The 14,555-nt window shown below is 60.4% G+C and carries 11 protein-coding genes; 5 read left to right on the top strand and 6 right to left on the bottom strand.

The genetic code is table 11. The features are described from left to right. Positions 1-164: 164 nt before the first annotated feature. Entirely contained in the window at positions 165-1,250 is a 1,086-nt protein-coding gene (locus ACZ1JM_RS17415) for a glycosyltransferase family 2 protein (RefSeq protein ID WP_465133602.1), read from the bottom strand. After that, positions 1,243-2,460, bottom strand: coding sequence for a glycosyltransferase family protein (locus tag ACZ1JM_RS17410; protein WP_465133601.1), 1,218 nt, complete (start codon positions 2,458-2,460; stop codon positions 1,243-1,245). The genes ACZ1JM_RS17415 and ACZ1JM_RS17410 overlap by 8 nt, the downstream gene beginning before the upstream one ends. A 104-nt stretch (positions 2,461-2,564) precedes the next feature. On the opposite strand from ACZ1JM_RS17410, the gene ACZ1JM_RS17405 reads away from it, so the two are divergent. Genes ACZ1JM_RS17405 through ACZ1JM_RS17395 form a run of 3 tightly spaced genes read left to right on the top strand, consistent with a single transcriptional unit; the run spans position 2,565 to position 7,361 of the window. Continuing rightward, positions 2,565-4,760, top strand: coding sequence for a GumC family protein (locus tag ACZ1JM_RS17405; RefSeq protein ID WP_465133600.1), 2,196 nt, complete (start codon positions 2,565-2,567; stop codon positions 4,758-4,760). Then, entirely contained in the window at positions 4,750-5,910 is a 1,161-nt protein-coding gene (locus tag ACZ1JM_RS17400; protein ID WP_465133599.1) for an acyltransferase family protein, read from the top strand. Before ACZ1JM_RS17405 ends, ACZ1JM_RS17400 begins: the two co-directional genes overlap by 11 nt. After that, entirely contained in the window at positions 5,907-7,361 is a 1,455-nt protein-coding gene (locus ACZ1JM_RS17395) for a lipopolysaccharide biosynthesis protein (RefSeq protein ID WP_465133598.1), read from the top strand. The genes ACZ1JM_RS17400 and ACZ1JM_RS17395 overlap by 4 nt, the downstream gene beginning before the upstream one ends. 136 nt (positions 7,362-7,497) lie before the next feature. Here the strand turns inward: ACZ1JM_RS17395 and ACZ1JM_RS17390 are convergent, their stop codons facing one another. Together ACZ1JM_RS17390 and ACZ1JM_RS17385 are read right to left on the bottom strand one after the other, a co-directional pair. After that, positions 7,498-8,487: a glycosyltransferase gene (locus tag ACZ1JM_RS17390; protein WP_465133597.1), complete on the bottom strand. Its 990-nt coding sequence runs from the start codon at positions 8,485-8,487 to the stop codon at positions 7,498-7,500. A 30-nt stretch (positions 8,488-8,517) separates the two neighbouring features. Further along, on the bottom strand, positions 8,518-9,543 hold the full coding sequence (locus tag ACZ1JM_RS17385; protein WP_465133596.1) for a glycosyltransferase family 2 protein: 1,026 nt from the start codon (positions 9,541-9,543) through the stop codon (positions 8,518-8,520). Between the two features lie 304 nt (positions 9,544-9,847). Between ACZ1JM_RS17385 and ACZ1JM_RS17380 the strand changes: the two genes are divergently transcribed. Next, a complete protein-coding gene (locus ACZ1JM_RS17380) occupies positions 9,848-10,627 on the top strand; it encodes a glycoside hydrolase family 16 protein (protein ID WP_465133595.1) in 780 nt (259 codons plus the stop codon). Positions 10,628-10,762: 135 nt separating this feature from the next. Further along, positions 10,763-12,106, top strand: a complete 1,344-nt coding sequence (locus tag ACZ1JM_RS17375) for an MFS transporter (protein WP_465133594.1) — start codon at positions 10,763-10,765, stop codon at positions 12,104-12,106. On the opposite strand, the gene ACZ1JM_RS17370 is transcribed toward ACZ1JM_RS17375, so the two are convergent. Together ACZ1JM_RS17370 and ACZ1JM_RS17365 are read right to left on the bottom strand one after the other, a co-directional pair. Then, positions 12,098-13,369 (bottom strand): O-antigen ligase family protein, encoded by a 1,272-nt coding sequence (locus ACZ1JM_RS17370; RefSeq protein WP_465133593.1) that lies wholly within the window; start codon positions 13,367-13,369, stop codon positions 12,098-12,100. The two genes, ACZ1JM_RS17375 and ACZ1JM_RS17370, sit on opposite strands and share 9 nt — an antisense overlap. Continuing rightward, positions 13,366-14,448, bottom strand: a complete 1,083-nt coding sequence (locus ACZ1JM_RS17365; RefSeq protein ID WP_465133592.1) for an acyltransferase family protein — start codon at positions 14,446-14,448, stop codon at positions 13,366-13,368. The genes ACZ1JM_RS17370 and ACZ1JM_RS17365 overlap by 4 nt, the downstream gene beginning before the upstream one ends. Positions 14,449-14,555: the final 107 nt, after the last annotated feature.

Genomic DNA, 14,555 nt, shown 5'->3' with positions numbered 1-14,555 from the left:
CTACCTGCCGAATTAGCTCACCAATGCCATCGCTTGCGGTTATTTTGCCGCAAGATCAAGGTAATCCGATTGCTTATGGACCCTGTGGAAAGATAATTCGGCTAGACTTCGCCAGTGGAGCTTCGCAGCGCCATTCCATCCCGCAACAGAGAGATGATCCGCCCCTAAGCGGTGAGCACATCTCGTGTCGACCATGCCATTTCCGGGGTCGAAGCACTTTTTGTCGCAAACTTGAGGCGTTCAGGCGGTGGCGGCAAACTCTTGCGGCTCAGCGTCTCCTCTATGAAACCGAGGGACCATGCTGCGTGCATGGTGACGGCGGCCAGCCCCGCCCCCGCATCGCACCAGCGACCGGTGCGACAGCCCAGTACTATCCCAGCGACGATCGCGCCTGTCAGCCAGAACAGCACTGGCAGCACCAGCAACAGTGCCTCCAATGCCATCACGCCCAGCCCAAGGCCAAGCAAGGCGACGAGGATGGACGGCATTACCGACAGTGGCGCCATTTGCCGCAGCTTTACCGGGACCGGATGACGTTTCAGATTGCGTGCCCGCCCCCTGCCATAATTCCGATACTGCCGGAACAGGGCCCGCGCGGTGCTGCGCGGGTAATAGGTGATGGCCGCGCGTGGCTCAATCCAGATGCGCCCTCCGGCAGCCACCAGACGTCGATCCAGTTCCGCGTCTTCGTTCGCAGCGAAGCTTTCATCGTAGCCGCCAACCGCCATGAACAGCGAGAGATCGAACAGGGCGTGATGTCCATGATCAACCCACTGCCCTTTCCCGACATGGCGATGCGGAGAACCACCGGTGCCCAGGACTGAATTTTGCGCCGCTGCCGCCGCCTTCTGGAAGCACCCATTACCGGTTGTGACCATCGGCACGACAACCGACGTCGCCCTCATGCTCCCAGCCGCGAGCCGCAGACGGTCGATGAAACCTTCGGGATACTGTGCATGAGCATCGATGCGAACCATCCATCGGCGCCCCACCCCATAATGACAGGCGGCCAGATTGACGGCTGCGCTCTGCACCTTCCGGGGGTTGTCGAGCAGGACCAGATTGCGATGTGCGCCGGCCAGCGAGCGCACGATGTGGCGGCTGGCATCGGTGCTTCCCCCATCGGCCACCACCACCAAAGCGCCATGGGCGTTTTGCAGCAGACTATCTAGGAGCGCCGGCAGATGCGCCTCTTCGTTCAAGCACGGGACAACGATCAGCACATCGCTATTGCGATTGGGGTCAAGCATCGACACGCTCCAGCACGGCCGCAACGATGGCACGCCGTTCGCCCGGTGTTTGATAGACGGCATCGTCCGGCAGCGCGGCGATCGCCTGACGCATTCCTTGATATGCCGCTGGTGTCATCGCCCCCAGCCGGCGAGGCAGTTGCGTTATCGGGTCATCAATAACGAGCCCGACGCCGTTGCGGAGCAACCACCTGCCTGTCTCCACACCGTTCAGCGCGATTGGCACAGCGCCGTTCGCGAGCCCTTCGTACAGTCGATTAGGAAGTAGCCACTGGGAATTGAGGCCTTCTTCGAAGTAGTCGATTGCCCAGACGAAATCGACTTTACTGTACAATCTCGGCAGATCGTCCTGCTTGAACGGGCCAAGATACTGAAGATGGGGACACGCGGCGACATCTCGCGAAAAATCCTTAAATTCGGCTTCACTCGGAATGCCTGCGATAATGACTTGGATACGCCCATTGGACGAGTCTGCCAGATGTGAAAGCTGCTCCAGCGTCTTGCGACATCGCAGCATGCCGAACCAACCAATAGTCCAGATCTGCCCGTCTTGTTGAAGCGCCGGCTTCTGAGTTGCACGGGCAAACGACAGCCCCGAGATGCGCTCGGCTGGCACCTTATTTTCGACAAGCAGCATGGATTGATCCCTGCCCTGCCGCGCGCCGAAGTAACCCGTTTGAAACGCGGGGGAGCTGATGACGACCAGGTCAGTCCGCGCCAGCAACCGTCGCTCCAACCAGCGCATGATCCGAGAACTGCGTCCATTTCCGAGCATTAGGCGATGAATGTCCAGGCATTCGTACACCAGCCGCTGCCGTCGCGACCGAACCCGCGCCGCAAGGGCCAGCATCTCAAGATTCCGCGCAACGATGACCGACGACCCGGCGCATAACTGCCGCAATGCTCGAGGCTTCAGCATCCACTTGATCACCGAAACGGTCCGCTGAAACAGCCGCGCATCCTGCGTTCGACCAAGATCCAATGTCGGACACGATGCGCCGCCTGCCATCTTAGCATGCCTGCGAAAGCCACCCAGCCCCACCTCAATTCCTTCTCCGGTGAACAGATCAACACGGCGGCGCACCGCAGCATCATCCAGATCATGCACCAGGTAGGCGATCCGCGCTGCGCCACTTTGATCCGTTTTCATCGAGATACCCCGGAACTTGCTCACAAACGGAGGGAGATTGTGTTTCCAGCGGCGGGCCACATCGGCATTGTACTTAAGCCGCCCGCAACACTGCGTTGGCGGCCTGCTTAGGCATTTACCGAATCAAGCTTCAATCAATACATGATCCCTTTTGGAGGAACGTCTTGAGCAACAGGACTCACGACGCAGCAGCGGATGAAGTATCTGCGACTGTATCTACGCGAATACTTCCCGACCCTTCCGAGATCATTGCGGTATTCCGGCGTCGTTTCCGGATATTTTCACTGTTCGGCGTTGCGACCTTGGCGATCGTCGGGATTATCCTCTTGATGATGCCGCGGACGTATTCGGCGACAAGCTCCCTGCTGCTGGAACCGCGCGAGGCGCAGCCGGTGAAAGTAAACGATCGCGGGATCGTCGCCCCGGCGGACGACAACCTGATCGATACCGCCGTGCAGTTTATCCGCTCGCCCGCCCTGACGCTGGACGTCGTGCGCAGTCTCAGGCTCGACAAGGTCGCCGAATTCGCTGGCGATGCTGCGTCTTCACCGACCGCGCGACCAAGTACGGCTGAACCCAAAGGCGATGAAGCCCAAATGACCCCCGCCGAACGGCGGGCTGCCAGTACGCTGTTGTCGCACTCTGCCGTCCGCCGCGTTGGCGTGACGTACTTGGTCGAAATCTCTGCCACCTCAGTTGACCCGGAATTGGCGTCGCGGATCGCGAATGCCGTGGCGCGCCGCTATATCGAACTTGACTCGATGAAGAAGCAAACGCGCAACGCGCAGTCTGCCCAGTACGTCGAAGGCAAGGCCGCCACCTTGCGCAAACAGGCCGTCGCGGATGATGCCGCGCTTCAGCAATACATGATCCGCAACAACCTGATGAGCGCCGAAGGCGCGACGATGGCTGAGCAGGAAGTGTCCGAACTCAATCGCCAGATTGCGGGCGCGCAGGCTCAGCTTGCCGAGCAACGCGGCAAGCTGAACACGGCGCAGGCGCAGATCGCGCGCGGCGGCGGCGGGGCCGACATCGGTTCTGCGCTGGCGTCCGAAACGATACGCCAATTGCGTCAGCAGGAATCACAGGCGAGTGCTCACCTCGCCCAGCTGGATTCCCGGTACGGCGCCTTGCACCCTGATGTGGTGCAGGCCCGCGATGAACTCGCAGACGTGCGCCAGCAACTCAGTGCCGAACTTTCTCGCATCGTCTCTGGCTTGCGCGGCGACGTTCAGATTGCTCAATCGCGGCTGGACTCGCTGCTTTCCAGTCGCGCGCAGGCGAAAGGTTCGCTGGCGCAGAACGGCTCGGCCCAGGTCGGTCGACTGGAACTGGAGCGGCGCGCTGAAGCCAGCCGGGCGATCTACAATGCCTACCTGACCCGCGCCAAGGAAACGGCGCAAGCGGGAGAACTCCCGAACGCAGACGCCAGCATCGCATCACTGGCGCGCGTACCCGGGGCACCCTCGTCGCCCAACTATCTAATCGGCATCGCGGCAGGGCTCATCGCCGCCATGGTGGTGGGTGGTCTGGCCGCCGGCATCGCCGAATACGCTGAGGATACCGTCGCCACTCGTTCCGATATCGAGAAAGGGCTGGGCATCGTCTACGCCGGTGCCGTTCCTACACTGGCCTCCGCCACGCGGGCCAAGGGGGAAGGCGTTGCTCCGCAGGATTACGTCACAACGCGACCAATGTCGCTATTTACCGAAAGCCTGCGCAATCTTGCCGCCTATTTGGGTCTGTTGACGGAGACGAGGCCGGTAGTCGTGACGATTACTTCTCCGCTTCCGCGAGAGGGCAAGTCCACTACCTCCATGTGTCTGGCGCGCACGCTGGCAATGGGCAAACGGCGTGTGGTGCTGGTCGACGCTGACGTGCGGCATCATTCCGTTTCGGACGCGCTGGCGCCGGATCGTCAGACGGAGGGGTTGTTCCGCGTTCTCGACGGCAGCGCAGCGATCGACGATTGTCTTCATGCCGATAATCGCACCAGCTTGAAGGTGCTGACGACCCTAGGCCCGGCAGACCCGGACAACGTGATTACCGAAACGGCGTTCGCCAGGTTGGTCGGCGAACTCAGGCAGCGTTTCGATATCATCATCATCGATTCCGCACCGGTGCTTGGCGTAGCCGAAACACGCATTGCCGCCCGCCTTTCAGATACAACACTGATCATGGCTCGGTGGCGGGCCACGCCGGTGAAAGCGATCCGCACCGCAATCGATCTGCTTGCTCACGACGGCAGCCAGATCGGCGGAGTGGCGCTAAGCCTCGTGAACATCAAGGAATACGCGAGCGCGGGCCTGACCGACGCCTTCGGATACTACAAGAAGTTCAAGGGCTACTATGCCGATTGAACCAATACGCAGTGCTGCTGAGCGGTTCGTGGCGCTGGATGCCATACGCGGCGCAGCAGCATTGGCAGTGCTGTTCTACCATCTGCGCACGCTCAAGGCGGTAGACGCCCCCAATGCCGGAATATCACTATTCGCAAGCGGCTATCTGGCGGTTGACCTGTTCTTCGTGCTCAGCGGCTTTGTCATCGCCCATGCTTATCGACAGCGGCTTAGAACCAATATGACGTTTCGCGAATTCATGGTCGCGCGTTTCGTTCGTCTGCAGCCGGTCATCGCCATCGGCACCCTGATCGGCCTTGTGATCGCCGTTACTCAGCGTGCGTTGCACATGGAAGGCGCACCAGGGCTATTTGCCATCGTCACGGGTCTTCCGGCCAACATGCTGATGCTCCCAAACGTGTTGGTGCCTTGGGGCATCTTTCTGTTTAATCCCCCCGCTTGGTCGCTGTTCTACGAAATGGTGGCGAATGCGGTCTACGCAGCGGGAATCAAGCTGCGCCCATGCGGCGGGCGTTTCACCACTCTGTTACTGGTCACGATTAGCCTGACCGGTTTAGCGGCCCTGATCGTGGCGGCAGCTTCGGCCGGCAATCTCGACAAGGGTGTGGTCCTGAGCGAAAGCCCGATTGCAGCAGCCCGCATCACATTTTCCTTCACCTTGGGGGTTATCCTGCACCACACTCGCGCGCACTGGTCGCGCGGGATGGTACGCTTGCCCATACCGGTGCTGGTCATGTCTTGCGTTGCTCTACTAACGCCGGATCTGAAAGGTGGCATGCGGGCCGGGTATGACATTGTGTTCGTAGCGCTATGTTCACCCGCGTTGCTCATGCTGGGATCGGTGGCGCACCCGGGTACTCGGTATGAGCGGGCCGCGATCTGGCTCGGCTTTATCTCCTACCCATTGTACGCGGTCCACGCGCCCATCAAGCACCTGCTCGAAATCGCGTTTCCGCACAGCTTTTGGATACTACTGACCGCGACTGCGGCCTGTTCGATCCTGTCTGCTTGGTTGATTGCTGCTTTCGTCGATGCACCCCTGCGGCGTGCGCTGTCACGACTCCTGACTTATGGCGATACTGTCGCTGCCAATCGCCAGCGAACGGCAATGCCCGATCCGATGCAAGGCGAGCAAAGGTCGATATCGTGAAGCCGGCCCTGTCATCGCCCCTGATCTGGTCCACCGCTTCCAGCTTGGGCACGCAAGCGCTTTCGTTTCTTACCTTCGCCATCCTCGCCCGCTTATTGGGCGCCAACGACTTTGGTCTTGTTGCGGTGGCCGCGCTGGTGATCGATTTACTTTTGTCCCTTAGCAGCGGGGGCATCAATGAAGCCGTCGTCCAGCGTCGCGATCTGGACGAGCGCGATGCCGATACGGCATTTTGGGCCAATCTTGGCTGCGGTGTAGCGTTTGCTTCGGGAACGGTGCTAGCGGCTCCCTACCTTGCGCAATTCTTCGGCCAGCCCCGCCTTACCGCCATCGTCACGGCGCTTGCGGCGATATTTATCATCACGCCGCTCGGATCAATCCATACCGCGCGGCTGACCCGGCAACTGCAGTTCCGTTCGATAGCGATACGCAATGTATCCGCATCACTGGCGGGTGCGGCCGTAGGTCTGCCTCTTGCGATCGCGGGCTTCGGTGTCTGGGCACTCGTCGCGCAGCGCATCGCGGTCGCGATTACGATGGCGTGCAGCGCCTGGATCAGCCTGCCCTGGCGGCCCCGCCTGCGATTCCACCAAAAGGCATTTCGCGAGCTATTCCACTTCGGGTCCTACATCGGACTCGCCGGTACGCTGAACCAGATCAACATTCGCGCGGCAGAGGTGGTCTCCGGCGCCCTGGTTGGGCCCGTCGCCGTAGCGTTCATTCGAGCGGGATCCCGCATCGTGGAGGTGTTGAACCAAGTCACCTATATGCCGTTTCAGCAGATCGCCATGCCTGTGCTCGCTCGCACTGCTCAGGACGCGGGCACGCTGAAAAGCACGTATCTGCGCCTTAGCCGATTGTCCGCCTTCATCATGTTCCCGGCATTTCTGGGCGCCCTCGCGCTGGCGGGTCCGATTGTAGACGTCGTTTTCGGTTCGGGCTGGGAAGCGGTGGCCGATGCTATCCGCATCTTTGCGTGTGCCGTGGTGGCATCGCAAATCAACAACCTTATCCTGGCCGTGATTACCGCCACAGGAGAATCCCGAACGGTCCTTTCATGGACCAGCCTGCAAATCGGCGTCGGTGTTCTTGGTGCGTGGCTGGTGCATCGCTGGGGCTGGCAAGCCATGTTGATCACAGGCGTTGCGCGGGGCTATCTGATCCTGCCTTACGGCTTCCACCTTCTGCACAAGCATACCGGCGTTCGCTTCACTGAGGTTCTAGCCAGCCTTCGATCAGCGTTCGTCAGTTCGTGCGTGATGGCGGTGATCGTCCTAGCGGGTGTTGAACTGTCGAACGGATTGACGGCATTGGCGATCGTTTCGATCTGGCTACCTGTGGGTGCGTGCGTTTATTTCGCGACATACATTTGGCAGGATAAGGAAATTGTCGGTCAGGTTCGAAACCTGATTGCAATGCGGAAGGCGCAACCGAATAGAGCCGGCCAGTAGATCGAGCGACTCCGCAGGTTTGATAAAAAAAGCGCTCTCACTTCTACTATCAACACGTGTCAGACGACTGATGTCGCGCCTTCTATCTACTTTAGCACCACCAATACCCACACGCGACGCGGATCCGGTGACGATGCTATCGTCCAGTCAATAGTTTCGCCGCTTTCTTCGCGCGTTGCAGGGTGGTCGGCCGGCGCATGGCCCAAACATCGTCTATATCGGTTGGTTGGGATCGTGCATGGTCGAAAAAGTCGTTAAGGTCCGTGACGATCACTTCCAAACGCGCTGACACATGAGTAGCCGAGTACCGCGCGAACCATGGTCGCGGGGGAGGCGATGGCGCTTGTTGTTCCACGGCCCGAACCACGGCCTTCACATCCCATGACAGCGAATGCACGCGTATCTTGCGGCAGTTGAATGCGGGATCAAGGTAATCAGCCAGAGCGTCGTTGACGCTGGAAAACACCACGCAACCATGGCTCATCGCTTCCAGTGGCGGAAGTCCGAACCCCTCGGTCGCGCCAAGATCAATCCAGTGCTCCAGTGAATCGTAGAGATAGACCTTCGATCGCCGGAACCACGAGGACAGGTCATCTACCCACCCATCGAGTACGTGAACCCGACATTGTCGCTGCAAGGCGGGTACCAGTCGATCGAGCACATACGGCGATGTCTTACGCACCTGCACCAGAACATCGATGTCATGATCTTCCGATGGCTCACTTGCGTCCGCTTCCACGACGTTGGGAAGATACGCAATATAGGAATTGGGGGCGCGGCGGCCCCAATAGGCCATCGTATGACGGCTGACGCAAAGGATGGGGACATGCGAAGGCAAGTCGAGATTCCAGCCCGTGCTGTGCGCCACGTATACGACGTCTCTGCCGGCCAAGCGTTGGAGCAATTGGCCAATATCCGGGCCCCAATGGATGACGAAGATCGGATCACCCGCTTTCGGAGGTTCGGTGAGGTAATTGTGGAGGTGTTTTTCGCCCGGACTATCCTCCCCATAGTAGGCTATCATCGTGGGGGCGAAGCGGCTGCAGGCCTCCACGAAACGGATTTGTGCGGTATTGCCGCCAACGTCCAAACGGTTATGGGGAAACAGGAAAACGAGCGGGCGCATGACGCCTCCTTTGCAGGTTAGCGCGAGGCGTCAGACCGGTTGCATCGATCGAGTGATCGCGTGAAGACGGGACACTACAGTGTGGTCATCAGTGACTGGATCGGTTTGGCCCCGTCGAGACTTGCGCAGTCCCACCCGCTTCGTCACCGCTTCCACAAGGCTGGCAAGTGTCAGCCGGAAAGCGGTGCCATCGCCTGACGCCAACCGAAGGGCGTGGACCATGTCGCCGCGTTTGATGGCAGCGAGAATGTCGAGATGGAGAAGCGAGGCCCTTAAATTATCACGGCGCTGACGAACCTGATCCTCCAGCGGCCCAGAACATCCGTATGCTTGAGTGGCGCTTAGCAGCCCCTCCAGGTCGGCACGCGCAATCCGATGTGACGTCGAGGCAGGATGCTTGCGATAATAATAGCTCGCATCAGAGGCGTACCAGAAACGTGCCCCGTGCAGCATGGCCCGAAATACAATGTCGAAATCCTCGCCGATGCGAAGCTTCTCGTCGTAGCGAAGGTTGCGGTCCTTCAAAAATTGCATGTCCAGCAACGGCTTAAGATAGCCCAGCGATGGCCCGCTTGCGCCCATCATGGCCTGTTCGAGATATGTCTCCGGTGCAACCCACCGAGGCCCAGACCAATGTTCTCCGCGTGCGAAAGGACGGGCAGTGATCTTGCCGCCAAGGCCTTCCTGAAATTCGATCATGTTCGCGACACATATCTCTGACCCGGTTCGCGACTGTGCGGCGAGGAGCCATTCCGCATGACGTGGGTGCAGGATGTCGTCGCTATCAAGGATCGCGGCGTACCGTCCGCGCGCCTGTTCCAGACTGACGTTGCGCACCGCACTCAAACCCCGGCATGGCCCGGCAACCAGACGTACGCGGCGATCTGCCTGCATGTGGGCCTTCACGCTTTGCGCGGTTCCGTCTGTAGATCCATCATCGACGACCACGATCTCCAGATCGTCTACCGTCTGTTGCCGGGCCGACAGGATGGCGGCATCGATGTAAGCCCCGGCGTTGCGGGCCACCATCAGGATCGACACCAAAGGCGCAGTCATTAAAATCCCAACGGATAGAAGATCAGGCACAAGGCCCGGATGCCCCGCGATCTAACGCAGTCATCCGGCCTACAGAACCACAACGGCATCCGTTTTGGAGCCAACATATCCAGACTGGGTCGGGATGGGAGGTAGAGTGCCCGCAAGTTGCAGAGGGCCGTTATCCATGTACCGTCTAGATCTAAGAACCAATGTGGCCCGCGCCCTGGCAGCGGCATGCCTGCATGTAGTCATTGCTTCGAGCATTCCTGCTGCCGCCGCAAATAGTAATGCAACTGCGAGCCCGTCTGTGCCGTGGACAGGCATGCCCTCCTTTGACGAGCGCTTCGCGTCTTTCGACCATGGGACTGATCAACAGCGCCCGCCCCGCCCGCATCGCTGGCGGACGGTGTTCGGGTATGGCGGCGCGGCAAGTTCGGCCAATCGCCAGATGTCTGCCGGAAGTTTCGCCACCGATGCCCGCTTTTCTGGGATAGCCGGTAGTCGCCTGGGAAAAAAGGCGCTGGGCCTTGATCCTTTCGAGCACCAACGGGGCGTGCTGACCATCAAGGCTCAGCCGACGCCGTCTGCCGTGCGGCCTTTGGTGTGGAACAAGCCATACTATGGCGGAGCGATCACCACCAAATTCAGCTTCACCCAGCAATACGGCTATTTTGAAATCGAAGCGCGCCTGCCAGCAGGAAAGGGGCTTTGGCCCGCGTTCTGGCTCATGCCGGTCGATGGTGAATGGCCCGGCGCGGGTGAGATCGACGTGATGGAAGGACTTGGCGACCCGCGAACCATCTTCTGCACCGTGATAGCCGGAAAGCAAAAGACCGCCACGAGGGTAAGACTGCCGTTCGATGCATCGACCGGATTTCATCGCTACGGGTTGTTCTGGGGGCCCAAGAACATGGTCTGGTACGTCGATCGAAAGCCGGTCGCAAAAACCACAACGCCGGATGCTTTGACCAAACAGAAGGCATACATGATCGCCAATCTCGCGGTTGGCGGTTCTTGGGGCGGTTATCCCGATGCGTCGACCACCTTTCCGGCTCGCTACTCCATCCGACGCATATCGGCCTGGCCCTACCTCGCTCAATAGACAGTCCAACTCCCGACCATCTTTCACCTATTGGCTTGAGTCTGCTCGCTTGCGCTGCGACAGGGAGCAGATCACCGTTGACGGGATGGGCATCCGTCCATCGTGACGGGGGCTTGGAACGGGATGCGGGTGCACATGGATCACGAACAGACGGCGGATCTGCCATACTTGCGCAAGGTGGTTGGCGCGTCGATGGCTGGCACCATTGTCGAGTGGTACGAATTCTTCCTGTACGGCACGGCGGCGACGCTGATCTTTGGAAAACTGTTCTTTCCAGCAACCGGCAATCCTCTGGACGGCGTGATCGCGGCATTTGCGACCTATGCCGTGGGTTTCATTGCCCGACCGCTGGGCGGCATCGTTTTCGGGCACATCGGTGACAAGATCGGCCGCAAATCCCTCCTGCAATTCAGCCTGATGCTGATCGGTTGCTCGACATTCCTGATGGGCTGCCTGCCGACATTCGCCGGGATCGGTTACTGGGCCCCGATCCTGCTGGTCGTCCTACGGTTCGTTCAGGGTTTTGCCTTGGGCGGCGAATGGGGCGGCGCGGTGCTGCTGGTGGCGGAGCATAGCCCCAACCGCAGCCGTGCCTTCTGGGGCAGCTTCCCGCAAGCGGGCGTTCCCCTGGGCAACCTGCTTGCCACGATCGTGCTGCTGGTGCTTTCAGCGACGCTGTCGGACAATCAGTTCCTGGCCTGGGGATGGCGCATCGGGTTCTGGCTGTCCGCGATCATCGTCGGCATCGGATACTACATCCGCACGCAAGTCACCGATTCACCCATTTTCGAGGCAGCCAAGGCAGAAGCCGAGGAGCGGGCGCATCAGGGATATGGATTGACGGAAGTTTTCCGCCGTTACCCGCGCGGTGTATTCACCGCGATGGGTCTGCGCGTGGGCGAGAACATCCTGTACTACATGGTCGTCACTTTCTCGATCACGTACCTTGCGCATATCGGGGTCAACACAACGAACATCCTGACGCTGCTGTTTTGTGCCCATATCCTGCACGTCATCCTTATACCCGTGTTCGGGGCGATGGCGGATCGGATCGGCAGGCGGCCCGTCTATATGCTTGGCGCCGCGCTGACGATCGTGTGGCCCTTCGTCGCCTTCCCGATGTTTTCGACCGGAAGCCTGGCTACCATCCTGGCGGCGATCTTCATCGGGATGTTCGTCCACGCCCTGATGTATGCGCCGCAACCCGCGATCATGGCCGAGATGTTTCCCACGCGCATGCGCTATTCCGGCGTTTCGCTTGGCTATCAGGTGACGGCGATATTCGCCGGATCGTGGGCCCCGCTGATCGGCACGGCCTTGTTACGGGAGTACAATGACTGGCTGCCGATCGCGTTTTATATCGCGATCGCCGGTGCGATCAGCCTGATTTCGGCTCTGTACATGCGGGAAAGCAAAGGCGTGTCGCTCCTCGCCATCGACCGGGAAGATGAGAGACTGCTGGGCGAAGCGTCAACCTGATCGGGCCGCCGCAGAGGACTTGCCGGGTTTGGCGATCGGAAACCAGCCAAACCCCAGTCCGATGAACAGCAGAATGGTGGGGGCGACAAGCGTGCTCGGCCTGATCTGCTCGACCGGCGATTTGCAAAGCTGCAACGCGACGTAGCTAAGCCAGAAACACGTCGCCAGCGATTGCGTAAGCACGAACCGCCGTAGCAGCGCCAGAACACCGCCGACCCAGCAAAGTATCAGCACGGCTAACCCGACATAGCCCATTTCCACAGTCGCCTGAATGTAGCTGTTATGGAACGAGAACGCAGACCCCTGCTGGCGAACGTCAAAATAACGCCACAGGCCGATTGCGTCGGCATTGTCGGGCGTCCAGAACCCGAAATAGCCGGTACCGAGCCACGGACGCTGGGCAATGATGAAGTCGGCGCGATACCAGAGGTATCCTCGCCCGGTCAGCCCCGCATCCTTGGCCGACAGTTCCTGCACCATCGCCAGCAGCGGTTGAAAGAATATCCCGCACAGCACGAACACACCAATGACCGATACCGCAAAGCCCAGCTTAAAGGCCGGGGTCCGCCGTCGCAAAACCAGAAGAACCCCCAGCAAGGCGCCAGCAGCGGCCAGCGACGCAAGCCCTCCGGCGGAATGTGCGCGGACCGTCGCAACCATGCACAGCATGGCCAGAACTGCCATGGCGAGCGCCGACGCCAAAGCGCGCCGCTCCAGCTTTGCCGCCAGCATCGTCACGGCAAGCAACGCCGCAGTGGCAGCGGAATCCGAGAAGAAGTTCTTTGCTTCACCCCCCAACCCGTAAAGCGCGATGGCCCCTTCATTGCCGTCCGCCCTGGTGTTTCCGGCGACCAGCGAGGCCACGGTGTACCCGAGATAGGCGACCGCAAGCCCAGCCAGCACGGCGCGGGGCCGTCTGGATTGGGAGAGGAGCAGCCCCGCCAAAGCCGTCAGCGTCATCTGCACGGCGGCGCGCAAGGTCACGGCGGGATAAACGGCCCACACCGTGGAGAGCAAAGCCAGCGCCGGAAACGCTAGTTGAAGCCAGCATCGCGAAAAGGTCTGACGGGTCTGCTCCAGTCTGACCACGGCATACAGTCCGGTCAGCAACAGGCACGCGGCCGCGCCAGGCATTCCGAGATTGGCGGGAATGCGCGATAGCAGGATCAATGCCGCGAAGGTGCCGTCCTGCACGCTGCGGTCGGCCAGGATATCTGCAAACCGACTGCCCGTATTGGGACGCGATAAAACGGTCGCGCTCATTTCGATGCCTCGGTTGGAGCCGTGCCTCGCCATTGCCAGAAACCCGATCTCTGCTGAGCAAAACGGCCTGTCCACCGGCGAGTCACCCTGCCGAGAGGCTGCTCCACGCGATAATGGGTAAACACGCCGACCGCGATGGCGCTGAGCACCGCCGCCACCATCAGCACGGGCGCCGTGCGCGGGGACAGCACGTGCGCTTTGATCGACAACAGTGTCCAGGCCTGCGTCACGAAAGGATGCGTGAGGTAGAGGGCATAGCTCGCATCGCCCAGAGCCTGTATCGGACGCCAGCGGAGGGCATATCCAGCTTTCTCGGCAATCAACGCTGCGATGACGACCACGCAAGCAGGCGGCAATGAAATCGGCCATCCGCCCGGCAGCGGCCACCGCGCGACCATGACTAGCGCCACCAAGGCAGCAAGGCCAACCCCTACCGCCCATCGCCCTGCCGATGGATCTGCAGGCAGCCGCGGAAATAGCCAGCCGATCGCCATGCCCGCTGCAAATTCCAACAGGATCGGCTGGGTGAGGAAGCGCAGCTCATCCGGCATACGGCTTCCCATCCATATATGGGCAGCAACCGCGAGACACAGCATTGCAACGGCCATAGCCACCCGCCGCCCGATCCCGGCAATGGTCAACGTCAAGGCGAAGACGACGTAAAAGGCCATTTCCAGATTGAGCGACCAGCCGACAAACAGCATCGGCCGCATCGTCCCGTCCGCTCGCTCGTACGGAACGAACGCCAATGATCGCACCAGCGCATCCCAGTCGGCGCGCGTTCCCCCGAGAGCGCCGGGCACCGTCAACGCCACCGCAAAGACCAGCAGCGTCAGCAGCCAGTAGAGCGGCGCGATACGGAGAAAACGGTTTAACAGGAAGCTGGAGGGCGTCACCTCCCGGCGCGATGTGGTATGCACCATGATGAAGCCACTGATGACGAAGAACAAGTCCACGCCAACGGCGAACAAATTGAAGAAGGCGCGGCTCAGCCCCAATGGCGCGCCGATCATCTCAAGATGGACGATGACCACCAGCAGCGCCGCCGTGGCGCGCAACGCTTGAATATTATGGAGCATTCACCTGAAAGCCTCAAAGCCGTGACACGCATCCGTGCCACGGCTTCGATACAGGCCCCCGTAGACAGGGTCGACGGGGAGACAAGAAAGACTACTTCATTCTGGAC

This window comes from Novosphingobium sp. BL-S-24 (assembly GCF_055521575.1).
The sequence above is the reverse complement of the archived record's forward strand: the minus strand, read 5'-3'. Positions and strand labels throughout refer to the sequence as shown.

Bases quoted from the DNA above. Each gene is read 5' to 3' on its own strand.
- ACZ1JM_RS17385 (WP_465133596.1), bottom strand. From the start codon at position 9,543: ATGACTGCGCCTTTGGTGTCGATCCTGATGGTGGCCCGCAACGCCGGG.
- ACZ1JM_RS17370 (WP_465133593.1), bottom strand. From the start codon at position 13,369: ATGAGCGCGACCGTTTTATCGCGTCCCAATACGGGCAGTCGGTTTGCA.
- ACZ1JM_RS17380 (WP_465133595.1), top strand. From the start codon at position 9,848: ATGCCCTCCTTTGACGAGCGCTTCGCGTCTTTCGACCATGGGACTGAT.
- ACZ1JM_RS17375 (WP_465133594.1), top strand. From the start codon at position 10,763: ATGGATCACGAACAGACGGCGGATCTGCCATACTTGCGCAAGGTGGTT.
- ACZ1JM_RS17400 (WP_465133599.1), top strand. From the start codon at position 4,750: ATGCCGATTGAACCAATACGCAGTGCTGCTGAGCGGTTCGTGGCGCTG.
- ACZ1JM_RS17415 (WP_465133602.1), bottom strand. From the start codon at position 1,250: ATGCTTGACCCCAATCGCAATAGCGATGTGCTGATCGTTGTCCCGTGC.
- ACZ1JM_RS17365 (WP_465133592.1), bottom strand. From the start codon at position 14,448: ATGCTCCATAATATTCAAGCGTTGCGCGCCACGGCGGCGCTGCTGGTG.
- ACZ1JM_RS17390 (WP_465133597.1), bottom strand. From the start codon at position 8,487: ATGCGCCCGCTCGTTTTCCTGTTTCCCCATAACCGTTTGGACGTTGGC.